The 22,932-nt window shown below is 70.4% G+C and carries 27 protein-coding genes; 19 read left to right on the top strand and 8 right to left on the bottom strand.

Annotated elements, in window-relative coordinates; all coding sequences use genetic code 11:
• Positions 1-20 precede the first annotated feature (20 nt).
• Positions 21-413, bottom strand: coding sequence for a lactococcin 972 family bacteriocin (locus EDF63_RS01745; protein ID WP_123310656.1), 393 nt, complete (start codon positions 411-413; stop codon positions 21-23).
• Between the two features lie 219 nt (positions 414-632).
• Here EDF63_RS01745 and EDF63_RS01740 point away from each other — a divergent pair, with 219 nt between their 5' ends.
• Positions 633-1,367, top strand: coding sequence for a GntR family transcriptional regulator (locus EDF63_RS01740; protein ID WP_123293453.1), 735 nt, complete (start codon positions 633-635; stop codon positions 1,365-1,367).
• Positions 1,368-1,468: 101 nt separating this feature from the next.
• On the opposite strand, the gene EDF63_RS01735 is transcribed toward EDF63_RS01740, so the two are convergent.
• Both EDF63_RS01735 and EDF63_RS01730 read right to left on the bottom strand, forming a co-directional pair.
• Positions 1,469-1,921, bottom strand: coding sequence for a glucose PTS transporter subunit IIA (locus EDF63_RS01735; protein WP_123310654.1), 453 nt, complete (start codon positions 1,919-1,921; stop codon positions 1,469-1,471).
• A complete protein-coding gene (locus EDF63_RS01730) occupies positions 1,918-2,154 on the bottom strand; it encodes a PTS transporter subunit EIIB (RefSeq protein ID WP_071253138.1) in 237 nt (78 codons plus the stop codon). Before EDF63_RS01730 ends, EDF63_RS01735 begins: the two co-directional genes overlap by 4 nt.
• 178 nt (positions 2,155-2,332) lie before the next feature.
• On the opposite strand from EDF63_RS01730, the gene EDF63_RS01725 reads away from it, so the two are divergent.
• From EDF63_RS01725 to EDF63_RS01670, 12 genes are all read left to right on the top strand, one after another.
• The gene (locus EDF63_RS01725) at positions 2,333-3,601 is read left to right on the top strand and encodes a PTS transporter subunit EIIC (protein ID WP_123310652.1); all 1,269 of its coding nucleotides are present in this window, start codon (positions 2,333-2,335) and stop codon (positions 3,599-3,601) included.
• A gap of 127 nt (positions 3,602-3,728) precedes the next feature.
• A complete protein-coding gene (locus EDF63_RS01720; protein WP_123310650.1) occupies positions 3,729-4,640 on the top strand; it encodes a metal ABC transporter solute-binding protein, Zn/Mn family in 912 nt (303 codons plus the stop codon).
• Positions 4,641-4,687: 47 nt separating this feature from the next.
• Positions 4,688-5,533, top strand: coding sequence for a metal ABC transporter ATP-binding protein (locus EDF63_RS01715; RefSeq protein WP_123312161.1), 846 nt, complete (start codon positions 4,688-4,690; stop codon positions 5,531-5,533).
• Positions 5,533-6,510, top strand: coding sequence for a metal ABC transporter permease (locus EDF63_RS01710; RefSeq protein ID WP_260232934.1), 978 nt, complete (start codon positions 5,533-5,535; stop codon positions 6,508-6,510). The genes EDF63_RS01715 and EDF63_RS01710 overlap by 1 nt, the downstream gene beginning before the upstream one ends.
• Complete coding sequence (locus EDF63_RS01705; protein WP_123310648.1) at positions 6,507-6,962, top strand: Fur family transcriptional regulator; 456 nt, start codon at positions 6,507-6,509, stop codon at positions 6,960-6,962. The genes EDF63_RS01710 and EDF63_RS01705 overlap by 4 nt, the downstream gene beginning before the upstream one ends.
• Positions 6,963-6,972: 10 nt before the next feature.
• Positions 6,973-7,665: an alpha/beta fold hydrolase gene (locus tag EDF63_RS01700; RefSeq protein WP_123310645.1), complete on the top strand. Its 693-nt coding sequence runs from the start codon at positions 6,973-6,975 to the stop codon at positions 7,663-7,665.
• A gap of 230 nt (positions 7,666-7,895) precedes the next feature.
• Positions 7,896-8,132, top strand: coding sequence for a 50S ribosomal protein L28 (rpmB, locus tag EDF63_RS01695; RefSeq protein WP_111085377.1), 237 nt, complete (start codon positions 7,896-7,898; stop codon positions 8,130-8,132).
• On the top strand, positions 8,132-8,302 hold the full coding sequence (rpmG, locus tag EDF63_RS01690) for a 50S ribosomal protein L33 (RefSeq protein WP_017886456.1): 171 nt from the start codon (positions 8,132-8,134) through the stop codon (positions 8,300-8,302). Before rpmB ends, rpmG begins: the two co-directional genes overlap by 1 nt.
• A gap of 2 nt (positions 8,303-8,304) precedes the next feature.
• Positions 8,305-8,610: a 30S ribosomal protein S14 gene (gene rpsN, locus EDF63_RS01685; RefSeq protein ID WP_017886455.1), complete on the top strand. Its 306-nt coding sequence runs from the start codon at positions 8,305-8,307 to the stop codon at positions 8,608-8,610.
• 290 nt (positions 8,611-8,900) lie between these two features.
• Entirely contained in the window at positions 8,901-9,188 is a 288-nt protein-coding gene (locus EDF63_RS01680; protein ID WP_111085379.1) for an HU family DNA-binding protein, read from the top strand.
• A 175-nt stretch (positions 9,189-9,363) separates the two neighbouring features.
• Positions 9,364-11,322, top strand: a complete 1,959-nt coding sequence (locus EDF63_RS01675) for a cytochrome c oxidase assembly protein (protein WP_123310643.1) — start codon at positions 9,364-9,366, stop codon at positions 11,320-11,322.
• A complete protein-coding gene (locus tag EDF63_RS01670; protein ID WP_123310641.1) occupies positions 11,319-12,650 on the top strand; it encodes an ATP-dependent RecD-like DNA helicase in 1,332 nt (443 codons plus the stop codon). Before EDF63_RS01675 ends, EDF63_RS01670 begins: the two co-directional genes overlap by 4 nt.
• A gap of 89 nt (positions 12,651-12,739) precedes the next feature.
• Here the strand turns inward: EDF63_RS01670 and EDF63_RS18550 are convergent, their stop codons facing one another.
• Positions 12,740-13,189, bottom strand: coding sequence for a DUF4383 domain-containing protein (locus EDF63_RS18550; RefSeq protein ID WP_185021241.1), 450 nt, complete (start codon positions 13,187-13,189; stop codon positions 12,740-12,742).
• Between the two features lie 238 nt (positions 13,190-13,427).
• Between EDF63_RS18550 and EDF63_RS01660 the strand changes: the two genes are divergently transcribed.
• Positions 13,428-14,327: a phosphatase PAP2 family protein gene (locus EDF63_RS01660; RefSeq protein WP_148061693.1), complete on the top strand. Its 900-nt coding sequence runs from the start codon at positions 13,428-13,430 to the stop codon at positions 14,325-14,327.
• Between the two features lie 98 nt (positions 14,328-14,425).
• Entirely contained in the window at positions 14,426-15,565 is a 1,140-nt protein-coding gene (locus EDF63_RS01655) for a CE1758 family FMN-dependent luciferase-like monooxygenase (protein WP_123310633.1), read from the top strand.
• A 216-nt stretch (positions 15,566-15,781) separates the two neighbouring features.
• Here the strand turns inward: EDF63_RS01655 and EDF63_RS01650 are convergent, their stop codons facing one another.
• Together EDF63_RS01650 and EDF63_RS01645 are read right to left on the bottom strand one after the other, a co-directional pair.
• The gene (locus tag EDF63_RS01650; protein ID WP_123310631.1) at positions 15,782-16,153 is read right to left on the bottom strand and encodes a multidrug efflux SMR transporter; all 372 of its coding nucleotides are present in this window, start codon (positions 16,151-16,153) and stop codon (positions 15,782-15,784) included.
• Position 16,154: 1 nt separating this feature from the next.
• Positions 16,155-16,469 carry a multidrug efflux SMR transporter gene (locus EDF63_RS01645; RefSeq protein ID WP_123310629.1) on the bottom strand — a complete coding sequence of 105 codons (315 nt, stop codon included), beginning with the start codon at positions 16,467-16,469 and terminating at the stop codon, positions 16,155-16,157.
• Between the two features lie 97 nt (positions 16,470-16,566).
• On the opposite strand from EDF63_RS01645, the gene EDF63_RS01640 reads away from it, so the two are divergent.
• The 4 genes from EDF63_RS01640 to EDF63_RS01625 all read left to right on the top strand — a co-directional run bounded on the left by EDF63_RS01640 (position 16,567) and on the right by EDF63_RS01625 (position 20,544).
• Positions 16,567-17,145 (top strand): TetR/AcrR family transcriptional regulator, encoded by a 579-nt coding sequence (locus EDF63_RS01640; RefSeq protein WP_260232933.1) that lies wholly within the window; start codon positions 16,567-16,569, stop codon positions 17,143-17,145.
• A 166-nt stretch (positions 17,146-17,311) separates the two neighbouring features.
• Positions 17,312-18,331, top strand: coding sequence for a permease (locus EDF63_RS01635; protein WP_123310625.1), 1,020 nt, complete (start codon positions 17,312-17,314; stop codon positions 18,329-18,331).
• Positions 18,318-19,145 carry a TIGR03943 family putative permease subunit gene (locus EDF63_RS01630; RefSeq protein ID WP_123310623.1) on the top strand — a complete coding sequence of 276 codons (828 nt, stop codon included), beginning with the start codon at positions 18,318-18,320 and terminating at the stop codon, positions 19,143-19,145. The genes EDF63_RS01635 and EDF63_RS01630 overlap by 14 nt, the downstream gene beginning before the upstream one ends.
• Positions 19,135-20,544 carry a hypothetical protein gene (locus tag EDF63_RS01625; RefSeq protein ID WP_148061692.1) on the top strand — a complete coding sequence of 470 codons (1,410 nt, stop codon included), beginning with the start codon at positions 19,135-19,137 and terminating at the stop codon, positions 20,542-20,544. Before EDF63_RS01630 ends, EDF63_RS01625 begins: the two co-directional genes overlap by 11 nt.
• 72 nt (positions 20,545-20,616) lie before the next feature.
• Here the strand turns inward: EDF63_RS01625 and EDF63_RS01620 are convergent, their stop codons facing one another.
• Together EDF63_RS01620 and EDF63_RS01615 are read right to left on the bottom strand one after the other, a co-directional pair.
• Complete coding sequence (locus EDF63_RS01620) at positions 20,617-21,663, bottom strand: NAD(P)-dependent alcohol dehydrogenase (protein ID WP_123310619.1); 1,047 nt, start codon at positions 21,661-21,663, stop codon at positions 20,617-20,619.
• 117 nt (positions 21,664-21,780) lie between these two features.
• Positions 21,781-22,818: a glycerate kinase gene (locus EDF63_RS01615; RefSeq protein ID WP_123312160.1), complete on the bottom strand. Its 1,038-nt coding sequence runs from the start codon at positions 22,816-22,818 to the stop codon at positions 21,781-21,783.
• Positions 22,819-22,932 lie beyond the last annotated feature (114 nt).

The following is a 22,932-nucleotide window of genomic DNA, read 5'->3' as shown; positions in this document are numbered from 1 at the left end:
CGGAGCGCCCGCTCCTCGCCTCAGCAGTTGTGGTAGTACGCCTTGTTGCCGCTGCTCGCCTTCGGAGTCATCGCCATCGCGTACTTCCCACCGGGCACGTTCGACACGCGCTTCGACTTCTTGCCGACGGCGGTCGCGCCGTGGCACCGCTTCTCGCGGAAGTAGTTCGACCACGTGTCGTCTCGACCCACACCCCACTGCCAGAAGCTCCCACCCCCACCGTCGCCATGCGTCGAGTAGTCGCGGGTTTCACCGCTCACGCCCGCACCCGGGTCGATGATCGTGACGCCGCCGGTTTCCGCGCCGGACCCGAGGACCTTGAGCGCTGACGCGGATGCGACCGTGGCCGGCCCGGCGATCAGGCCCACTGCCAGACCGATCCCGATCAATGCCTTCGCCTTGCTGTTCTGCATGGTTCCCCTTTCGGACGCCCCCCTGTGGGACTCGAGCGTCACACTGACAGAGCTGAGAATGTGATGTCAAGCCGGTGAAACATCAATGCGCCCCGCCGTCCTGCCCAGGCGGAACGTCACGCACGTTGGCGTTCCGAGGTCGACTCGCTACTGTGATGGGAACTGGTCATGTCCGCGCATGACCACCACCCAGGACCAGCAACGGAGCACGAGGGACGCATGACGAGCCGCATCACCGAGGGTGCCGAACCGAAGCACCAGCAGTTGCGGCGCATCCTGCTCGACCTCGCCACCGCGCGCCTGGCTCCCGGCGCCGCGATCCCGTCCGAACGCCAGCTCATCGCCGAGTACGGCGTCTCGCGGATCACCGTGCGCGAAGCCCTCGGGCAGCTCGTCAACGAGGGCTACCTGGAGCGCGTGCGCGGCAAGGGCACGTTCGTGGCGCACCGGCCCGTGCAGTCGACGTTGCACCTGGCGTCGTTCACCGAGGAGATGCGGGCGATGGGCCACGTGCCGACGACGGTCGTCCTGGTGCGCGAGGAGCGTGTGCCGCCGAGCGACACCGTGGCGGCCCTGCGGCTCGACGCCGAGGTGTCGGCCTTCCACGTGAAGCGGCTGCGGATGGCGGACGGCGCTCCGGTGTCGATCGACGACGCCTGGCTCGTGGCCGACGCGTTCCCGGGCCTGCTCGACCATGACCTGTCCGGGTCGGTGTACTCGATCATCGCCAACGAGTACGGCACCCCGATCGACCGCGCGCAGCAGACGGTGGCCGCGAACCCGGCCGCCGACGACGTCGCGACGCTGCTCGGCACGAAGACCGGCGCTCCGGTGCTCGAGTTCGACCGGGTGTCGTACGCGGGGGAGCGCCCCGTGGAGCACACCCGCAGCTGGTACCGCTCGGACCGCTACCGCGTGCAGATGGAGGTCACGGCGACCCCTGCGGTCGCCTGAGTCTCCGGCCGGGTACGCAAAAGCGACTGTGTGCCGCGAACGGTTCGCGGTGCACAGTCGCTTCGGCGGGAAGGACCGGGAAGGACCGGGGTGGATCCGGGTCAGACCTCGAACAGGGTGTCGCCGTCGAGTACCGAAGTGCCCACCGTGCCCTGGTCGACGGTGTCCGGCGCGGAGCCGAGCACCACGACGGGGCAGATCGGCGAGTACCCGGCGGCCGAGATCACCGAGGGGGTGAACCGGACGACGGGGTCGCCGGCCGTGACCGTCGCGCCCTCGGTCGCGAGGAGCTCGAAGCCCTCGCCCGACAGCTTCACGGTGTCGATGCCGACGTGCACGAGGACGTCCGTGCCCGCCGAGCCCTGCAGCGCGAAGGCGTGCGGGTGCAGCTTCACGATGGTGCCGTCGACCGGGGCCACCGCGGTGACCGCGCCCTCGACGCCCGTCGGGTCGACGGCCACGCCAGCACCGACGAGCTGGCCGGCGAACACCGGGTCCGGCACGTCAGCGAGGGCGACGACCGGACCGGCGAACGGCGTGCGGACCGCCGTCACAGTTCGTCCTGGATGTCCTGCGCGAGGTTGTCGGCGACCGTGCCGACGATGACCTGCCAGCCGGTGCCGCCCCCGACGACGGCCTGGGCGCCCGCGGCCTGCAGCGCGGCCTTGTCGACGAGATCGCCGTCCTCGACCTCGACGCGGAGGCGCGTGATGCAGCCCTCGACCTCTTCGATGTTGTCGGCACCGCCGAGCGCGGCGATGATGTCGGCTGCCTTGATGTCGGCCATCGTTTCCTCCTCGTTAAGGGTTTGCGTACCAGGTTGACACGGGACCGGTCTCGGTTCAGACTACGGAACTGGTCATGACCGGACAGGACCGGACCTGGCGACACCGCCGAGGTTACCTGCGCTGGCTGCACGACTCAACTCACCCCGACAGCTCCACCCAATGACGAGAGGACCTCCGATGAGCGCCACCACTGCCACGGACGTGCCGGAGAAGAAGAAGCCGAAGAAGCAGTCCCGGCTCTTCGCCAACGCCCAGCGCCTCGGACGGAGCCTGCTCCTGCCGATCGCGGTCATGCCCGCCGCTGGCATCCTGAACCGCATCGGGCAGCCCGATCTGCTCGGCGCGATCCCCGGCTTCGAGACGGGAGCGGGAGTCATCTCGGCTGCCGGACAGGCCATCTTCACCTGGTTGCCGCTCCTCTTCGCGGTCGGCATCGCGATCGGGTGGGCGAAGAAGTCGGACGGCACGACCGCTCTGGCCGCCGTCGTCGGCTACATGGTCATGTACCAGGTGTTCGCAGTCATGTCCCCGGTTGTGCTCGCGGGGGTCAAGGACGCGAACGGTGACCAGGCGACCATCAACTTCGGTGTCCTCGGCGGCATCGTGATGGGGCTCGTCTCGGCGGTCATGTGGGAGAAGTTCCACCGCACGAAGATGCCCGACTTCCTGGGCTTCTTCTCCGGTCGTCGCCTCGTCCCGATCCTGACCGCTGCGGCTGGTCTCGTCATCGCCGTGCTCATGGCATTCGTCTACCGCTACTTCGACATCGCGCTCACGGCAGCCGGTACCGCCGTTGCGGACAACGCCGTGATCGGTGGCGGCATCTTCGGGTTCGCGAACCGCATGCTCATCCCGATCGGCCTGCACCAGCTGCTCAACTTCTTCCCGTGGTTCCAGCTCGGCAGCTTCACGAACGCGGCCGGCGACATCGTGCACGGCGACATCCCGCGCTTCCTCGCCGGCGACCCGACCGCTGGTATCTTCCAGACCGGCTTCTTCCCGATCATGATGTTCGCGCTGCCCGCCGGGGCCCTGGCGATCTGGCGCAACGCCAAGCCGCAGAACCGCAAGCTCGTCGGCGGCATCATGATCTCGGCCGCGCTCACGTCGTTCGTGACCGGCATCACCGAGCCGCTCGAGTACTCGTTCATGTTCGTGGCGTTCCCGCTGTACATCATCCACGCGGTGCTCACCGGGACCTCGTTGGCGCTGGTCAACGCACTCGGGATCCACGACGGGTTCTCGTTCTCGGCCGGTGCGATCGACTACGTGCTGAACTTCGGCAAGGCGGACGGAGCGATCTGGCTCATCCCGATCGGCCTCGGCTACGCGGTCGTGTACTACTTCCTGTTCAGTTTCGTGATCAAGAAGTGGAACCTCCGCACGCCCGGGCGTGAAGAGGACACGATCGCCGAGAACACGATCGAGGCGGCCACCAAGCCGTAGACGTCACCACGTGACGGACAGGAGGCGCGGTGTCAGCTGGCACCGCGCCTCCTGTCCGTCTGTCGTCACCACCAGAGCACTGATACCGGTTTTGACAATCGTTATCAGCAAGCGCTACCGTCGGAGCATGCACAACCGACTCCTCGCCCTCCCGCTCGTCGCCGGCGCCGCCGCGCTCGCCCTGACGGGCTGCGCGACGTCTTCGAGCTCGGGCGACGCCGACAGCGACGGGAAGATCGCCGTCGTGGCCTCGACCAACGTCTACGGCTCGATCGTCGAGTCGATCGGTGGCGACCACGTGTCGGTCACGAGCATCCTCGACGACCCCTCGCAGGACCCGCACTCGTTCGAATCGAGCGCCCGCACCCAGCTCGCGGTGTCGAAGGCCGACCTGCTCATCGAGAACGGCGGCGGGTACGACGACTTCATGACCACGCTCGCCGACGCGTCGGACACCACGGCCGACACGATCAACGTCGTGAAGCTGTCCGGCTTGGACAGGGGTGGCGACGCCGAGTTCAACGAGCACGTGTTCTACAGCTACCCGACGATGGTGAAGCTGGTCGACGACGTCACGAAGCGCCTGTCCGCGCTCGACCAAGGCGAGAAGGCCACGTTCGAGCAGAACGCTGAAGCGCTGACCACGAAGCTCGAGGACCTCGAGTCCCAGACCGCCGACCTGAAGAAGACGTACGACGGCGACGCGGTGGCGTACACTGAGCCGGTGCCGGGCTACCTGTTCGACGCGATCGGCCTGGACAACGAGACCCCCGACGCCTTCTCCGAGGCGATCGAGGAGGACGACGACGTGCCGCCGGCCGCCCTCAGGGACACCCTCGCGCTGTTCACGAGCGGCGACGTGAAGCTCCTGGCCTACAACGACCAGACCTCCAGCCCCGAGACCGAACAGGTCAAGAAGGCGGCGGAGGACAACGACGTCCCGGTGGTCGGTGTCACGGAGACGCTCCCCAAGGGGCAGGATTACGTCTCGTGGCAGCAGGCGAACATCGACGCGGTGCAGGCGGCGCTCCAGAAGTGACGACCTCGACCGCAGCAGCGACGACCGACAGCCCGGCGACCACCTCGGTGGACGACCGGGCTGCGGCCCGTCCGGTCCTGGCGCTGCGCGACGCCGGGTTGTCCTTCGGTGAGCGGAAGCTCTGGGGCCACCTCGACCTCGACATCGCGCCGGGGGAGTTCGTCGCGGTCCTCGGGCCCAACGGTGCCGGCAAGACCTCACTCCTGCGCACGGTGCTCGGGCAGCAGCGCCTGACGAGCGGCACGATGTCGTTCCTCGGCCAGCCCGTCCGTCGCGGCCACCGAAAGATCGGCTACATCCCGCAGCAGCGGCTCATGGAGGCCGGCACCCCGCTGCGCGCGCGCGACATGATCGCGCAGGGCGTGACGGGACACCGCTGGGGCGTCCTGCCGACGTCGAGGGCCGACCGGGCCCGCATCGACCGGATCCTCGACGAGGTCGGTGCCACCGCGTTCGCGGACGCCCCGGTCGCCGAGCTGTCCGGCGGTGAGCAGCAGCGCACCCGCGTCGGTCAGGCCATCGCCGCCGACCCGGCGCTGCTGCTGTGCGACGAACCCCTCATCTCGCTCGACCTCCGGCACCAACGCGGCGTCACCGAGCTCATCGACCGGCAGCGTCGGCAGCACGAGGCCGCCGTGCTGTTCGTGACGCACGACGTGAACCCGATCCTCGACGTCGTCGACCGGGTCCTGTACATCGCCGGCGGCCGGTTCCGGATCGGTTCCCCGGACGAGGTCCTGCGTGCCGACGTCCTGAGCGACCTGTACGGCACCCCCGTCGACGTCGTCCGCACGATGGGCCGCATCGTCATCGTCGGCGCGAACGACGCGCACGACCACCACCACGGCGAGGTCGACCCGCACGCCCCGGCGTCGGACGAAGGGCGGATCTGATGGACGTCCTGTCGACGGTCTTCTCGTTCCAGGACTACGGCGAGCTCTTGGCCCTGGTGCAGAACTCGATCTGGGCCGGCGCGGTGCTCGGCATCGTCGGCGGGCTCATCGGCCCGTTCGTCGTCGCCCGGAACATGCCCTTCGCGGTGCACGGCATCTCGGAGCTGTCCTTCGCCGGCGCGAGCGCGTCCCTGCTGCTCGGCGTCAACGTCGTCACGGGCTCGCTCGTCGGGTCGGTGATCGCAGCGCTGCTCATCGGGGTGCTCGGCTCGCGGGCGCGCGACCGCAACTCGATCATCGCGGTGCTCATGCCGTTCGGCCTCGGGCTCGGCATCCTGTGCCTGGCGCTCTACAAGGGGCGTGCGGCCAACAAGTTCGGGCTGCTCACCGGCCAGATCGTGTCGGTGGACAACCCGCAGCTGACGTTCCTGATCGTCATCGCCGCCATCGTCGTCGCGACCCTGCTCGTCATCTGGCGCCCGCTGATGTTCGCGTCGGTGGACCCCGACGTGGCCGCGGCGGCCGGCATCCCGGTACGGACCCTCGCGATCGTGTTCATGCTCGTGCTCGGTCTGGCCACCGCGGTGTCGGTGCAGATCGTCGGCGCGCTGCTCGTGCTGTCGCTGCTCGTCACCCCGGCGGCCGCGGCCCTGCGGCTCAGCTCGCACCCGGTCGTCGTGCCGGTGCTGTCCACGGTGTTCGCCGTGGTGTCGGTCGTCGGTGGCATCCTGCTCGCACTCGGCGGCGGTCTGCCGATCAGCCCCTACGTGACGACCATCTCGTTCGCGATCTGGGTGGTCTGCCGGATCGTCGGGGCCAGGCGCGACCGCCGTGGACGCGACCGGGTCGTCCGCCGCGACCAGCGTGGCGGGGGCGCACCGGGCCTCCCGTCCGGAACGAACGGAACCGGAACCACCGGAACCGGAACCACCGGGACGAAGCCGGCAGCCGGCCAGAAGGAAGAGGTGCCAGCATGAACGCCGTGCAGAAGGTCAAGCGGAACACGTGGCAGCGCGAAGCGGTGCGCGGGGCCCTCGACTCCACCGAGGGGTTCGTCAGTGCGCAGGCGCTGCACCAGCACCTGCGTGACGAGGGCTCGACGATCGGTCTCGCCACCGTCTACCGGGCGCTCGCCGACCTGGCGACCGAGGGCGACGCCGACTCGTTGCAGCAGGACGGCGAATCGCTGTACCGGGCCTGCACGACGGACGCGCACCACCACCACCTGATCTGCCGGAACTGCGGCCGGACCGTCGAGATCGAGGCGGACCCCGTCGAGCAGTGGGCGCAGGACGTCGCCGCGGCGAACGGGTTCACGAACGCCAGCCACGTCGTCGACATCTTCGGCGAGTGCGCGGTGTGCACGGCGGCGGCTGCCGGAACCGGAACCGGAACCGGATCGCGGACCGGCGACGCCGCCGGCGAGTAGGGTCCGCGCCATGCACGTCATCCTCGTCCCCGGGTTCTGGCTCGACGCGAGCGCGTGGGACGACGTCGCCCCGGTGCTGCTGCAGGCGGGCCACACGGTCGAGGCGATCACCCGCGACGGCGACACGCTCGACGAGCAGGTCGCGGCGCTCGTGGAGCGCCTGGACGACGTCGCCAGCCCCGACGAGCCCGTCGTGCTCGCCGGACACTCCGGTGCCGGACCGATCGCGTACATGGCCGCCGACCAGCGGCCCTCGCTCGTCGCGCACCTGCTGTACGTCGACACGTTCCCCGGCCCCGCCGGTGGCTGCGTCAACGATGAGCTGCCCGTGGTCGACGGTGTGGTCCCGCTGCCGTCGTGGGACGTCTGGGAGCCGGCCACGGTGCGCGGGATGACGCCGTCCTTGCGCGAAGCGTTCGAGCACCGGGCGATCCCGGAGCCCGCCGCGGTGCCGTCCGATCGCTTCCACTACGCCGACGCAGCCCGGCACACGATCCCGGCGACGGTGATCACCTGCGAGATCCCGGCGACCGAGCTCGCGACGATGGTGGCCGACCACCAGACCTGGGCCGAGGAACTCGTCGCCACCGAGGAACTCAGCATCGTCGGACTCGAGACCGGACACTGGCCGATGTTCACGGCACCGCTCGAGCTCGGGGAGCTCATGGTGCGTGCGCTTGCGACACGCCCGGACCTCGCGTAGGCTCTCCCCTTGGTTCTCCACCTCCGCGTGGTGGACCCGTTGTTCCAAGCCCTCCGACCGTCGCGAACGCCGCGGTCGCGTGGTGCTCGTTCCCCCTTCGACAGGGGCTGCGGGCCTGGGCGGTGTGCACAACCCCCTCGCATGCACCACTCCGGTGGTCCTGCGCGTGCGCACCAGGCAAGTGAACTTGGGTGCGGCCGTCCGGTCGCACGGTACCTCAGGAGGAAACCATGGCAGCAGTGTGCCAGGTGACCGGCGCCGTTCCCGGCTTCGGTCACAACATCTCGCACTCGCACCGCCGGACGAAGCGCCGCTTCGACCCGAACGTGCAGAAGAAGACGTACTACGTGCCGTCGCTGCGTCGCAACGTGACGCTCAACGTCAGCGCTAAGGGCATCAAGGTCATCGACGCACGCGGCATCGAGTCCGTCGTCAAGGACGTCCTCGCCCGTGGGGAGAAGATCTGATGGCGAAAAAGGGTCAGGACATCCGTCCGATCATCAAGCTCCGCTCGACGGCGGGCACCGGGTTCACGTACGTGACCAAGAAGAACCGTCGGAACAACCCCGACCGTCTCGTGCTGAAGAAGTACGACCCGGTGATCCGCAAGCACGTCGACTTCCGTGAGGAGCGCTAAGCATGGCGAAGAAGAGCAAGATCGCGAAGAACAACCAGCGTGCCGTCATCATCGCGCGCTACGCCGAGCGTCGTCTCGAGCTGAAGAAGGCCCTCGTGGACCCGAACGGCACCGACGAGTCGCGTGAGGCCGCTCGCGTGGGCCTGCAGAAGCTGCCCCGCGACGCATCCCCGATCCGCTACCGCAACCGCGACGCGATCGACGGCCGCCCCCGTGGCCACCTGGGTGAGTTCGGCATCAGCCGTGTCCGCTTCCGCGACATGGCGCACCGTGGAGAGCTCCCCGGCATCACGAAGAGCTCCTGGTAAGCACTCGCAGTACCCGACGCCCCGTCACCTCCTGGTGGCGGGGCGTTCGCTGTGTACGGGGTACATGCGACCCGTCATTCGTCACATCTGCCCCTCCAGCACCCGTCTCCGAGCCCGACAAGCCCGGAAATCCGGGCGAGTCGGCTGTTTTCACCCCCTGCGGCTGGTAGGTTCAACTCCGGTTCCGCCGGGCCCTCGGCCCACTGGCACCGTGGCACGGGGCAACCGCTCCGGGCGCCGGACGGCACGCTCGTCCGACCGATACTGCAAGAAGTCCGAGGAGGACATCCATGGCTGACAAGTCACTGAACCGCACCGAGCTCGTCGCTGCCGTCGCCGCCGAGTCCGGCCAGAGCCAGGCCACCGTCAACGGCGTCGTCGACGCGCTCTTCAGCGTCGTCTCGTCGTCCGTCGCGGACGGCACGAAGGTCACGATCCCCGGTTGGATCGCCTTCGAGAAGACGCACCGCGCCGCCCGCACCGGCCGCAACCCGCAGACGGGTGAGGCCATCGAGATCGCCGCGAGCGACTCGGTCAAGGTCAGCGCCGGCTCGAAGCTCAAGGCTGCGGTCAAGTAAGACTGTTCCGCGCATCGGGAGGGACGGCTTCGGCCGTCCCTTTCGTCGTTCCCGGGGTGCGTTCGTCGCGTCGGGTCGCGTTCGTCGCGCTGCGTGGGCCGGGAGGCCCGTGCCGGTTCCCACAGGTCGGCTCGGCCGGTTCTGTGGCCGGGTGGGCACCGCCTAGGCTTGACGGGTGAATCGGATCGCGCGCATCGCCGGTCCCGCCGTGCTCCTGCTCGTCGGGTTCGTGGCGCTGCTCACGGCACTCGTCATCGGCGGTGGCGCGAACGCAGCGCTGATCGCCGACCCCGGCCCCCTGGTCCGTTTCGGGCTGCCGATCTCCCGGCTGGTCGTGGACCTGTCCGCCGCCGCGACGATCGGCGGTCTGGCGCTCGCCACCGTCGGGCTCTCGCGGTCCGGCCCCGAGTGGAACCGCGCCATCGACGTCGCGGCCGCCGCCAGCGGCATCTGGACGGTGTCGTCCGCGGTCACCACCTTCTTCACCTTCCTGAGCGTCGCCGGCTCGGAGATCAGCATCGACGAGCAGTTCGGCCAGTCGATGGGCGTGTTCCTGACGGGCACGGACCTCGGCCTCGCCTGGCTCGTCACGGTGCTCGTCGCCGCCGCGGTCACGGTGCTCTGCTTCGCCGTGCGCTCGCGGGGGATGGTCGCCCTGACCGCCGGCGTCTCGATGATCGGCCTCATCCCGCTCGCGCAGCAGGGCCACGCCGCCGGTACCGCCAGCCACGACGCCGCGGTCACCGCGCTCGGGCTGCACCTGGTCGGTGCCGCGCTCTGGGTCGGTGGATTGACCATGCTCGTGCTCCTGCGCGGCGTGCTGCCGGGTGACCGTCTGGCCGTGGTCGTCGCGCGGTACTCGAGCATCGCGCTCGGCTGCTTCGTGCTCGTGGCGGTGTCGGGTGTCGCCTCGGCCCAGATCCGTGTCGGCGCCCTGTCGAACCTGTTCACGCCGTACGGCACCCTCGTGCTGGTGAAGATCGGCGCCATCGTGGCCATCGGGGTCCTCGGTGCCGTGCAGCGTCGGCGTGCGATCCGGTCCCTGGCCGAGGCTCCGGCACGGCACCGCCCGTTCTGGACCCTGATCGTGGTCGAGCTCGCCGTGATGGGCGTCGCGTCCGGCTTCGCCGCGGCGCTCGGACGGACGGCGACCCCGGTCGACCAGATCGCGCTGAGCAAGACGACCGACCCGAGCCCGGCCGAGCTGCTCACCGACGACCTGCTGCCGCACGCGCCCGGGGCCTGGGGCTGGCTGACGCAGTGGAACATCGACCTGTTCTGGCTGATGGCCGCCGTGCTGCTCGCCGCGACGTACGTCGCCGGCGTCGTCCGCCTGCGCCGTGCCGGGGTCCGCTGGCCGGTGCGCCGTTCGGTGGCGGCGGCCCTGGCGATCGTGTCGCTCGTCGTCGCGACGTCCGGGTCGCTGCACCAGTACGACCGGTTCCTGGTGTCGGCGAACGTCGGCGCGCACGTGCTGCTCGGACTCGTGGTGCCGGCGCTGGTGTGGGCGGCGGCTCCGGTCGTGCTCATCCGGGCCGCGGTGCACCCGCGCGACGACGACAGCACCGGGGTGCGCGAGTGGACCGGTGTGCTGGTCGACAACGCCGCGGTCCGCTACCTCGTGCAGCCCTTCCCCGCGTTCCTGCTCGCCGCAGCGGTGTGGTGGGCGTACTTCGCCACCGACGCCGTCCGCTGGTCGGTGAGCGACTCCACGGGACGCACCGTCATCGACGTGGGCTTCCTGCTCGTCGGGCTCCTCGCGATGCCGACGCTGTTCACCCCCGTCGCGGCGGGCCGGACCCACCCGACCCGGGGGGCTGCGGTTGTCCGGATCGTCGGAGCCGTGGTCGTCGCGGCAGGGGCGGTGTCACTCGGCATCGCGATGCGCGGGCCGCTCGGGCTGCTGCAGGCCTCGTGGTTCGGCGCGATGGGACGCACGTGGGGGCCCGACCCGCTCGTCGACCAGGCCCGCGGCGGGCTCGTGCTCGTGGCCGCCGGCGTGCTGCTCCTGGTGGCGGTCGTCGTCGTGGTGCTCGTGCAGCTGGGGCGTGCCGGAACGTCGGGTCGCACGCTCGCGGCGGACGCTCGCACGGCCGCGGCGGACACGCGCGCCCTTGAGCAGGACGCACGATGAGCATCGAACTCAGCGACGAGCAGCGGGCCGTCTTCGAGTACATCGAGCACACCCGCGACCACGTCTTCATCACCGGTCGGGCGGGGACGGGCAAGTCCACCCTGCTCAACCACCTGTCGTGGAACACCGAGAAGCAGGTCGTGATCTGCGCACCGACCGGGGTCGCGGCCCTGAACGTCGGCGGTCAGACGATCCACTCCTTGTTCCGCTTGCCGATCGGCCTGATCGCCGACGCCGAGCTGCGCCAGGGGCCGGACACCCGGAAGCTCCTGAACACCATCGACACCCTGGTCATCGACGAGGTCTCCATGGTGAACGCCGACCTGCTCGACGGGATGGACCGCTCGCTGCGGAAGGCCCGTGGCCGGCAGTTCGAGGCGTTCGGCGGCGTGCAGGTCGTGATGTTCGGTGACCCGTACCAGTTGCCGCCGGTACCGGGCGGCGCCGACGAGCGCGCGTACTTCACCGACCACTACCGGTCGATGTGGTTCTTCGACGCCAAGGTGTGGCTCGAGGCGAAGCTGAACATCATCGAGCTCGCCACCGTGCACCGCCAGCGCGACGACGCGTTCGCCGCCATGCTCACGGCGGTGCGGCACGGCCGGGTCACCGCCGAGATCGCGGACCAGTTGAACACCGCAGGCGCGCGGCCCTCGCCCGACGACGCCATCACCCTCGCCACCCGGAACGACACCGTCGCGCGCATCAACAAGGCGGCGCTCGATCGGTTGCCCGGCAAGGTCAAGACGGCGAAGGCCGACGTCAACGGCGACTTCGGCGGGCGGAACTTCCCGGCCGACGAAGCACTCGAGCTGAAGCCCGGCGCGCACGTGATGTTCCTGCGCAACGACGCCGACCAGCGGTGGGTGAACGGCACGCTCGGCATCGTCACGGCGATCCGCGACACGGTGTGGGTCGACGTGGACGGGGAGTCGTTCGAGGTCCAGCCGTCGGTGTGGGAGAAGTTCAAGTACTCCTACGACGCCGACAAGAAGGAACTCAAGAAGGACACCGTCGGCGAGTTCCAGCAGTTCCCGTTGCGGCTCGCCTGGGCGGTCACGATCCACAAGTCGCAGGGCAGCACCTACGACCGAGCGGTGGTCGACCTGGGCAACCGGGTGTTCAGCGCCGGACAGACGTACGTCGCGCTGTCACGGCTGACCTCGCTCGAGGGGCTGTACCTGACCCGGCCGCTGCGGCCGCAGGACATCATCGTCGACACGGACGTCCGACGCTTCATGTCCGAGGCGCCACGCATCGTCGCGACGGCACTCGAAGCCCCGAAGCCGGAGCCCGCGTCGGACCCCGACTCCGACGACGACGCCTGACGCACTCGCGCACTGCACCCACGCTCCGCGCACACGACGACGCCCGCCTGCCGGAGCGGCAGACGGGCGTCGGGGAGCGGGGCGGTGCGTCAGGCGCGAGCCGCCGCACGCAGCGCGCGGAGGTTCTCCTTGTCGGCACCGAACGCCGTCAGCAGCAGGACGACCCCGACGATCGCGTGGAACACGTTGTCGGTGGTGTTCAGCGCGAAGATGTTCGCCGAGGTGTCCACGAACACGAAGCCGTAGACCGCCAGCACGACGAGCACGGCACCGACGAGCAGGTTGCCGTTCCGTGAACCGATGGTGTTGCCGAGGCCGGTGATGAGGAGGACGGCGGCGAGCAGCACCCAGATGAGGGCGAGCGGCGGGTTCACCCCGAAGGCGTTCCAGAGCATCCCACCCTGGCGGCTGAAGAAGCCCGGGTCGCCGTCGGCGGCGAAGAAGAAGCCCAGGATGCCCCAGAGTGCGAGGACGCCACCGACCGTGAGCGCGAGCCCGCGGTTCGGTGAGGCGGTGATGCCCGGTTCCTTGATGGCCACTTCGGTCTCCTCCTCGTACACTGCCGACGCGACGTGCGTCAGTCCGGCGGTGCCCGCCGGACTGCGCGGCGCGGCACTGATGGGCACGGCGCGGGATCCGCGGGCGACGGCCGCACGGTTCCCAGCCTCCGGCCGGTGTGCCAACGGTATCGTGTCCGACCCCGACCGTCCGAATCGCAGCGCCGTCACCAGGCGTGCGACGAGACCGACGACGACCACTCCGAGGAGGACCAGCCCGGTGACCTTGACACCCGAGCGCAATGCACCGGAGTCGCGTGGACCGAGCGTCTCGCGGCGGTTGCGGTGGGGTGTGCTGGCGGCTCTGGGGTTCGTGATCGTGCCTTCCGTCTACGCGGCCGCGGTGCTGACGCCGGTGGGGCAGCGCATGGAGGACGCCGCGCTCGGCGGGGTCCGGGAGTCCGACCTGTTCAGCTCGGACACTGCGCTCAACGTCATCTCGGTGCCGGTGATCCTGTTGCTCGTTGTCGTGATCGTCGCGGTGGCGTTCGCCAGGCGACGGCTCTCGGTGGGGCTCGGCGCGGGTGCAGTGGTGCTCGCGTCGGCGGCCACCTCGACGCTCGTCAAGCGTATCGCCGAGCGCCCGGAGATCGCCCAGTCGACGACGCCGAACTCGTTCCCCTCGGGGCACGCGACGATCGCGCTCGCCGCGCTGTTCGCCGTGCTGATGGTCACGCCCCGTCGCTTCCGGCCGATCGTCACCTTGCTCGGGGCGGTCTACGCGGTCTTCGTGGCCAACCAGACGGTCGTGTACGGCTGGCACCGGGTGAGCGACATCATCGGCGCGTGCGCGATCGCGATGTTCTGGCTCGGCGTCGTCCGGGCGTTCGGGCCGAGGGTCGACCGGGGGCTGCGCGGTGACCGGGACGGCCGTCGGGGGCCGCGCCGGGTGGTCAGTGTCGTCCTGCTCGTCGCGACCGGGGTCACGCTGGCCGTCGGTGTCGCGGCGCTCGTCGTCGGCCTGACCGGGGACGGGGCCCACGACCGTGCCGCGATCCTGATGGCCGGACGCCTGGCCTCGAGCGCGAGTGTCCTGGCGGTGGTGACCGCGGTGTGGTTCCTCGACGGCATGCACCACGCGGCCCGGACGGACCCGGCCGCACTGCCCGACGCCCGCTGACGCGACCGGTCCACACCTGGCGGGAATGTGCCGGCGTGCGCTACGTTGTACCCAGCAAGTCGATGCAAACGCATCGATATCGCGAAAGGCGGCGCATCATGCAGTTCGGCATCTTCACGGTCAGTGACGTCACGACCGATCCCACGACCGGCACCACGCCGGACGACACCCAGCGCGTCCGTGACATCCTCACCATCGCGCAGCACGCCGACCAGGCCGGGCTCGACGTCTTCGCCACCGGTGAGCACCACAACCCGCCGTTCGTCGCTTCGTCGCCGACCACCCTGCTGGCCTACCTCGCGGCGAAGACGAAGGACATCACGCTCTCGACGAGCACCACACTCATCACCACGAACGACCCGGTGCGCATCGCCGAGGAGTACGCGATGCTCCAGGTGATCTCCGACGGCCGCATGGACCTCATGATGGGTCGCGGCAACACCGGCCCCGTGTACCCGTGGTTCGGGCAGGACATCCGCCAGGGCGTCAACCTGGCGATCGAGAACTACGCGCTCGTCCGCCAGCTCTGGGAGAACGACGTCGTCAACTGGCAGGGCAAGTTCCGTACGCCGCTGCAGGGCTTCACCTCGACGCCGCGCCCCCTCGACGGCGTGCCCCCGTTCGTCTGGCACGGCTCGATCCGCACGCCCGAGATCGCGGAGCAGGCCGCCTACTACGGTGACGGCTTCTTCCACAACAACATCTTCTGGCCGATCCAGCACACCGAGCAGATGGTCGGACTGTACCGCCAGCGCTTCGAGCACTACGGTCACGGCCGTGCCGACCAGGCGATCGTCGGTCTGGGCGGGCAGTTCTTCGCCCGGAAGAACTCGCAGGACGCGGTCGACGAGTTCCGGCCCTACTTCGACAACGCCCCGGTCTACGGCCACGGTCCCTCGATGGAGGACTTCGCCGCCCAGACCCCGCTCACGGTCGGTTCGCCGCAGCAGGTCATCGACCGGTACGCCGCGATGAAGGACCACGTCGGCCACTACCAGCGACAGCTGTTCCTGGTCGACCACGCGGGACTGCCGCTCAAGACGGTGCTCGAGCAGATCGACATCCTGGCGACGGACATCGTGCCCGAACTCCGAAAGCTGAACGACGAGGGTCGTCCGGCCGACGTGCCGTCCAACCCGCCGAGCCACACGGAACGCGCCGCCGCGGCGCTCGCCGCCGGCACGGTCGGCAGCGACCACGTCGCCGCCGAGGACGAGTGGACGGGCGCGTCCGTCTGATCGTCACGTGACCACCTGACGGACGGGAGGTGGGCCCCATCCGCCGGTTCCGGCGTGACGCGCCAGCGGCACGACGGCCGTGCCGGGAGGGACGGTGCCAGCTGGCACCGGGCCTCCCGTCCGTCTCTGCGTGCGTCCAGGGCGCTGCGTCGCGAACGCGACAGTCCTGCGGATGGCGCTGCCGTCACCTTTGCAAGAGCGACAGTCGCCCGCCGATCATCCGCGGAGATCTGTCGCTTTCGCGGGAGGAGCGGCGGGCTCCGCGACCGGACGCGCGGGGACGAGCTTCAGGCCGACGACGCAGCCGACGATCCCGGCGATGAACAGCACGCGCAGCACCGTGACGGGCTCGGCACCGGTCGCCATGCCCCAAAGGACGGTCAGGGCTGCACCGGTGCCGGTCCACACCGCGTACGCCGTGCTGATCGGGATGTGCTTGAGGACGTAGCCGAACGCGACGAGGCTGATCACGATCGTGACCGCGAACACGAGCGTGGGGCCGGGGCGCGTGAAGCCGTCGCTCTCGCCGAGGGCGGTCGCCCACACGGTCTCGAGTGCGGCGCTCACGAACAGGACGATCCAGGCCACCTCAGCTCACCACCTTGAGGCCGACGACGCAGGCGACCAGGCCGAACACCAGGCCGAGGCGGGCGAGCGACGCCGATTCCTGCCGGCGCAGGATCGACACGACGACCGTGAGCGAGGCGCCGATGCCCACCCAGACGGCGTAGGCGGTGCCGACCGGGATCGACTTCATCGCGAACGCCAGGCCGACCATGCTGAGGGCCATGCCGGCGACGAACACGATCGTCGGGACGACCTTCTTGAAGCCGTTCGACGCGCTCAGCGCGGTGGCCCAGACGGCCTCGAGCACGCCGCTCAGCACGAGGATGACCCATGCCATGACGATGTTCCCTTCGTTCCGATCGAGTAGTCGCACGACTGTGCGACAACCATTCCGACGCTAGCACGAGTTCGTACGACTGTGCGAGTATGGCGTCGTGGCCAGGAGCATGGACGTGGAGCAGCGGCGTCGGACCGTGTCCGAGGCGGCGTGCCGGGTGCTCGCCCGCGACGGACTGGGGGCGCTGAGCGTGCGGAACGTGGCGGCAGAGGCGGGGCTGCCGCCGAGCACCGTCCGCTACACCTTCCCGACCCAGGCGAGCGTCCGGTCCCACGCGCTCGAGCTCGTGTTCGACGCGACCGCAGCCCGGATCGACGCCGTGCCCACGGACCTGGAGGGGACGGCCTACGCGCACGCGGTGCTGCTCGAGCTGCTGCCCCTCGACGAGGAACGACGCATCGAGCTCGACGTCTACCTGGGCCTCGGCACCGCGGCGCTGACCGACGCCGAACTCCGGCCGTTCCACGACCGGGTCGTCGACGAGATGCGCGAGTGGTGCGGGCGGATCCTGCGAGCGCTCGGAGTGCCGGACGCCGACGCCGCCTACGAGACCCGCCGCCTGCACGCCCTGGTGGACGGGCTCGCGATGCACATCGTGCGGCTCGACCCAGGGGGTGACGCCTCGTGGGCGATCGACACCCTCGACCGGCACGTGGCGGGCATCGCCCGGGGCTGACCGCGGCCCTCGCACGGTGCCAGGGCGCACGCGGACGGTGCGAGGTTCCGTACTCGGTGCGAGTCGCGCGACCCTGCACCGAGTACGGAACCTCGCACCGGACGACCTGGCCGGCCGCCACGCGCGCACGGACCGCCACGCAGCACGCGTCGCCTATCCTTTCCGGGTGACGACGACCACGCCGCCGCAGCAGCGCTCCCGCTCCCGTTCCCTGACGGGCCCGGGCCTCGTGCTGCTCACCGTCGTCGTGCTCCTGGGGATCCGGCTGCTGTCCCCGAGCATCGGGACCGCCGGGCTGCCGGACGTCGTGCAGGACTTCCTGACGCTGGCGATCAGCGTCGTCGTCGAGTCGCTGCCGTTCGTGGTGCTCGGCATCGTGCTGTCGATCGTCGTCGAGGTCTGGGTGCCGGTCGGCGCGCTCGAGAAGGTCCTGCCGCAGAACGCCTTCGGCCGCCGCGCCGTGATCTCCCTGATCGGCATGCTCTTCCCGGTGTGCGAGTGCGGCAACGTGCCCCTCGCCCGCGGCCTGATGATGCGCGGGTTCACCCCCGCCGAGGCCGTGACGTTCCTGGTCGCCGCCCCGATCCTCAACCCGCTCGTCATCATCAGCACCGCGCAGGCGTTCGGCTGGTCCGGGTGGATCCTGCCGGTCCGGATCGTCGGCGGGTTCGTGATCGCGAACCTGGTCGGCTGGATCGTCGCCGCGCACCGCCGTCCGGCCGACCTGCTGCTCCCCGCCTTCGAGGCCCGGTGCCGCGCGGCCGTCGGAGCACCCCGGGGTGTGCACCGCTGGCGACAGAGCGCCGCACAGTTCGGCGGCGAGACGGCGACGATGATGCCGGCGCTGTTCGTCGGTGCCGGCCTGGCCGCCGCGATCCAGGTCGCCGTGCCCCGCTCGACCCTGGTCGCGATCGGCTCGAACCCGGTGCTGTCCGTCGCGGCGATGATGCTGCTGGCGATGACGGTGTCGCTCTGCTCGAACGTCGACGCCTTCTTCGCGCTGTCGTTCGCCTCGACGTTCCTGCCCGGGTCGATCACGGCCTTCCTGATCATCGGGCCGATCATCGACGTGAAGATGATCGCGCTGCTGCGCACGACGTTCCGGGTCCGGTTCCTGGTGCTGCTCGCTGTCGTGTGCGTCCTGTTCGCCGGCGCCGTGGGATTGGTGATGAATGTCCTCGTCTGATGCGCGCAGCAACGCGCCCGCGTACCTGGGCCTCGGGTCGGTGCTGGCCGTGGCGCTCTGCACGCTGTGGCTGGCACTGGTCGGGCACCTCGACCTGTACATCAACCCGCGCTACTCGGTGTTCACGATCGTCCTCGCCGCCGTCGGGGTCCCCGCGTCGATCGCCGGCCTGGTCGTCATCGCCCGGGGGCACGGCCACACGCACGGCGACGATGAGCACGAACACGAACACGAACACGAACTCGGTGGGCGACCGGGAGGCGCGGGTCGCCGCACGCGCATCGTGCTCGGCGGGGCAGCCGCGATCGTCACGATCGGCGTCACCGTCGCGATGCTCGTCCTGCCCCCGACGACGCTCTCCGCCCGCACCGCGCAGCAGCGGAGCGTCGACTCGGCCACCCTGTCGAACGCCACGGGCTCCGAGGCAGCGGTGTCCCTGCTCGGCAGCGAGGGCGTCGACACCTCGCAGTACGGCGTCAAGGACTGGGCGGCGCTCATCCGGCAGACCACCGACACCACTGCGCTCGTCGGCAAGCAGGTGCGGCTGTCCGGCTTCGTGGTCCCCGGCCAGGACGGCTCGTTCACGCTCACCCGGTTCGTGATCAGCTGCTGCGCCGTCGATGCCCAGCCCGTCGGTCTCGGTGTCGTGACGGACGCCGGCGACCGTCCCGACGCGGTGCCCGACGAGGGACAGTGGGTCACGGTGACCGGCGCCCTCGCAGCCAACCCGGACCAGTCCGCCGACGCCCGCATCGTCATCAAGGCCGCGAAGGTCACCGAGATCGCGCAGCCGAAGGACCCGTATGAGTACTGAGGGGCGCCGTGGGCGCCGCCCGGTCGCGCGCCGGTTCCACCGCCGGTACCTCGCCGTCGTGGTGGTCCTGGCCGTGGTGGCGGCGCTCGCGGCCGTCGTCGGGTCGCAGCAGGGGCCGCGCCTGCGCGACGTGTCGTACGACGCCAGCGGCCTGGTGTCCCGACCGGCGCAGCGGGTGATCCTGACGGCGAACCAGGCCCTGCAGCAGGTGTCCGCCGACGACGTCCGGGTCAGCCCGGCAGCGGCCCACACGGTGACCTCGAGCGGCAACACGATCGCGGTCGAGTTCGCCGGCCCCCTGGCCTACGACCGCGACTACACCGTGACGGTCGCGAACGTCCGGGCGCCGGGGCAGCGCGCCACGTCGGACCTCACCGCGGCGATCCGCACCGGCAGCACCGACGTCCTCGCCCTCGTCCCCGGGCCGGCCGGGGCGAAGGACCGCATCGTCCGGCGGTCCCTCGACGCGGGCGGTGCGACCACGGTCTACGAGGGCACGGCGATCAGCGAGTACGCCCGGCTCGGTCGTTCCCTGGTGGTCGTGAGCGGCACGGACGCCAGTTCGTCCGTCGACGTCGTGGCGCTGAGCGGCGGGGTGCAGGACGACGACGCCCCCGTCGAGCACCTCACCCTGCCGTCGTCGCAGGGTCGGGTCACCGCGCTGCACGTCGCCGACGACGGCGCTTCGTTCGGGTTCGAGTACGCCGACACCTCGACCGGGCAGTCGCGGAACACCGGCCTGTACGTGGTCGACATGACGGGCACGCACCTGCCCACCGCGATCGCGGCGAACGGCAAACCGAAGACCGGTGCCGTGCCGATGACGGTCGGGCAGTGGGCCTACGTCCCGCGCACCGAGAGTGCCCTGGTCCGGACGGGCAGCGACGACCTGGTGCTCGTCGACATGAGCGGCCGCGCCGATCCGGTCCGGCTCGGCAGTGCCACGTACCTGCACGGGTTCGTCGGCACGGGCACCACGGCCGTGGTCGAGACCGGCACCGGCATCGAGCGGCTCGACCTGACCGACGGCGCGAAGACGGCGCTTCGGGCCCCTGCCGCCAGCACCGATGCGCCGGTCCTCGGCCGCATCGCTCCGCTGACGGACGACACGTACCTGCGGGTGCTGGGGGACGTGCGGTCGGACGGGACCGTCTCGGCTCGGATCGTGCGTGTGGACGGGGGACGGGCCTCCCGGCTGCCGGTGAGCATCCCCGACGACGCGAGCGTCACCGCGGTCTGCCCGTCGCCGAACGGCCAGTTCGCCGCGGTCGCGACGAAGTCGGCGACCGACGAGCTGGTGAGCATCGTCGACGCGACCTCCGGCGCGCTCGAGGCGAGCATCGACGCCGGCTCGGTCGACTGGTGCGGTGCCCTGCCGTCGGGCGACGAGGTCGGCTGACGGTCCCGAGACGACAGACGGAAGGCCCGGTACTAGCTGGTACCGGGCCTTCCGTCGTTCAGGTGGTGACGACTACGCCAGCGTGGCCGCGTCGATCACGAAGCGGTAGCGGACGTCCGAGGACAGGACGCGCTCGTAGGCCTCGTTGATCTGGTCGGCGCTGATGAGCTCGGTCTCCGGCAGGATGTCGTGCTCGGCGCAGAAGTCGAGCATCTCCTGGGTCTCCTGGATGCCGCCGATGGCGGAACCGGCCCAGCTGAGCCGACGCGGGATGAGCGCGAAGGCCGGGACCTCGAGCGGCTCGGACGGTGCACCGACGTTGACGAGCGTGCCGTCGACCTTGAGCAGGCCGAGGTACGAACCCATCGGGATCTTCGCCGAGACGGTGTTGATGATGAGCTCGAAGGAGTTCGCGAGCTTCTCGAACGTCTCCGGGTCCTTCGTCGCGTAGTGGGCCTTCGCGCCGTAGCGGAGCGAGTCCTCCTGCTTCGAGGTGGTCTGCGACAGGACGGTGACCTCGGCGCCGAGCGCGACGGCGATCTTGACGGCCATGTGGCCGAGCCCGCCCATGCCGACGACGGCGACCTTCGTGCCGGGGCCGGCCTTCCAGTGGTGCAGCGGGGAGTAGGTGGTGATGCCGGCGCAGAGCAGCGGCGCGACCTTCTCGATGTCGAGCGACTCGGGGACGCGGAGCACGAAGTCCTCGTTCACGACGACGGCCTGCGAGTAGCCGCCCTGGGTGATCGAGCCGTCGGCGGGGTCGACGCTGGCGTAGGTGCCGATGTTGCCCTTGAGGCAGTACTGCTCCTGGCCGGCGACGCAGTTCTCGCACTCGCCGCAGGAGTTGACCATGCAGCCGACGCCGACGCGGTCGCCGACCTGGTGCTTGGTGACGTTCTCGCCGACTGCGGTGACGTGGCCGACGATCTCGTGGCCGACGACCTGCGGGTACTGGATGGGGCCCCACTCACCGCGGACGGTGTGGATGTCCGAGTGGCAGATGCCGGCGTAGGCGATGTCGATCGCGACGTCGTCCGGGCCGACGTCCCGACGGGTGATGGTGGTCTTGACGAGCGGCTCGGTCGCTGACGGTGCCGCGTACGCGTTGACGGTGCGCAATGATCTCCTCGTGGGGGTGGTTCGTTGCGGGCCGGTTCCGGCCCGGAACCAGTCTGATGGAGCGCGCCACGGCGTGGGAGGTTCCGATGGGGCTCCCCAGGGCGGGAATCGGGGTGCTCAGGCCAACCGTGCGAGCCGCTGGCCCGCGATGGCGGCGAAGCGCAGCGGATCGGCGAGGGCGTCGGACGGTTCGCCGGTGGTCTGCGTGGCGAGCACGGTGAGCGAGGCCGCGGCGGCGTAGTCGTCGAGCGACGCCTCGATCGCGCCGGCGACGAGCATCGACCGAGCCCCGGGTGCGTGCGTCGCCGTGAGCGACCGCACCACCGACGGGACCTTGCCGGCGGCGGACTGGCCGTCGTACCGGCCCTCGCCGCTGATGACCACGTCGGCGCCGTCGAGTCGGTCGGCCAGCCCGAGCACCTCGGCGACACCGTCCGCGCCGCGGGCCAGGGTCGCACCCCAGGCGAGCAGGCCGAAGCCGACGCCACCCGCGGCGCCGGCGCCCGGGGTCGCGGGGTCCACGGAAGGGAAGCGCGCGGCCCAGGCGGCCAGCTGCTCGTCGACCCCGGCGACGCGCGAGGGCGCGATGCCCTTCTGTGGCCCGAAGACCGCGGCGGCGCCGGTCGGGCCGAGCAGGGGTGACGTCACGTCGGTCAGCACGGTCACGCCGAGCGGCGGCAGGGCACGCAGCGAGCCGCGGTCGCCGTCGAACCCGAGCGCCTCGAGCACGGGCCGTCCGCCGTCGGTCGACGCGCTGCCGCCGATGCCGAGCACGAGCCCCGTGGCGCCGGCGTCCAGCGCGGCGGCGATCGCCTCGCCGAACCCCCGGCTCGTGGCGGTGTCCGGCAGCAGTTCGGTGAGCAGGGGGAGCCCGCTCGTCGCCGCGAGCTCGACCACCGCGCGGCCGTCGGGCAGCCGCAGCCAGTGGGTGTCGACGGGTTCGCCGGCCGGACCCGTGACCGTGACGGGCACGCGGACCGCGCCGGGGACCGCGGTCGCGAAGGCGTCGAGGGTGCCCTCGCCGCCGTCGGCCATCGGCACGAGCACGACGTCGTCGTCGGGGCGTTCGGACAGCCAGCCGTCGCGGACTGCCTGGGCGACGGACGCCGCGGTCGCGGTGCCCTTGAACGAGTCCGGAGCCACCACGATGCGCACGAGGACCACCGTAGCGGGCGCCGAGTGACACCCCACACGTGCTGGACACGGCAGGTAAGGGTGTCCTAAGTTAACAGTTAGGTGAGGCTCACCTAACTTCACGAACCAGCACTC

The sequence above is a fragment of the Curtobacterium sp. JUb34 genome (assembly GCF_003755065.1).
In the GTDB taxonomy this organism is placed as follows: Bacteria; Actinomycetota; Actinomycetes; order Actinomycetales; family Microbacteriaceae; genus Curtobacterium.
The sequence above is the reverse complement of the archived record's forward strand: the minus strand, read 5'-3'. Positions and strand labels throughout refer to the sequence as shown.

Bases quoted from the DNA above. Each gene is read 5' to 3' on its own strand.
- EDF63_RS01745 (WP_123310656.1), bottom strand. From the start codon at position 413: ATGCAGAACAGCAAGGCGAAGGCATTGATCGGGATCGGTCTGGCAGTG.
- EDF63_RS01740 (WP_123293453.1), top strand. From the start codon at position 633: ATGACGAGCCGCATCACCGAGGGTGCCGAACCGAAGCACCAGCAGTTG.
- EDF63_RS01730 (WP_071253138.1), bottom strand. From the start codon at position 2,154: ATGGCCGACATCAAGGCAGCCGACATCATCGCCGCGCTCGGCGGTGCC.
- EDF63_RS01725 (WP_123310652.1), top strand. From the start codon at position 2,333: ATGAGCGCCACCACTGCCACGGACGTGCCGGAGAAGAAGAAGCCGAAG.
- EDF63_RS01720 (WP_123310650.1), top strand. From the start codon at position 3,729: ATGCACAACCGACTCCTCGCCCTCCCGCTCGTCGCCGGCGCCGCCGCG.
- EDF63_RS01710 (WP_260232934.1), top strand. From the start codon at position 5,533: ATGGACGTCCTGTCGACGGTCTTCTCGTTCCAGGACTACGGCGAGCTC.
- EDF63_RS01705 (WP_123310648.1), top strand. From the start codon at position 6,507: ATGAACGCCGTGCAGAAGGTCAAGCGGAACACGTGGCAGCGCGAAGCG.
- EDF63_RS01700 (WP_123310645.1), top strand. From the start codon at position 6,973: ATGCACGTCATCCTCGTCCCCGGGTTCTGGCTCGACGCGAGCGCGTGG.
- rpmB (WP_111085377.1), top strand. From the start codon at position 7,896: ATGGCAGCAGTGTGCCAGGTGACCGGCGCCGTTCCCGGCTTCGGTCAC.
- rpmG (WP_017886456.1), top strand. From the start codon at position 8,132: ATGGCGAAAAAGGGTCAGGACATCCGTCCGATCATCAAGCTCCGCTCG.
- rpsN (WP_017886455.1), top strand. From the start codon at position 8,305: ATGGCGAAGAAGAGCAAGATCGCGAAGAACAACCAGCGTGCCGTCATC.
- EDF63_RS01680 (WP_111085379.1), top strand. From the start codon at position 8,901: ATGGCTGACAAGTCACTGAACCGCACCGAGCTCGTCGCTGCCGTCGCC.
- EDF63_RS01670 (WP_123310641.1), top strand. From the start codon at position 11,319: ATGAGCATCGAACTCAGCGACGAGCAGCGGGCCGTCTTCGAGTACATC.
- EDF63_RS01655 (WP_123310633.1), top strand. From the start codon at position 14,426: ATGCAGTTCGGCATCTTCACGGTCAGTGACGTCACGACCGATCCCACG.
- EDF63_RS01645 (WP_123310629.1), bottom strand. From the start codon at position 16,469: ATGGCATGGGTCATCCTCGTGCTGAGCGGCGTGCTCGAGGCCGTCTGG.
- EDF63_RS01630 (WP_123310623.1), top strand. From the start codon at position 18,318: ATGTCCTCGTCTGATGCGCGCAGCAACGCGCCCGCGTACCTGGGCCTC.
- EDF63_RS01625 (WP_148061692.1), top strand. From the start codon at position 19,135: ATGAGTACTGAGGGGCGCCGTGGGCGCCGCCCGGTCGCGCGCCGGTTC.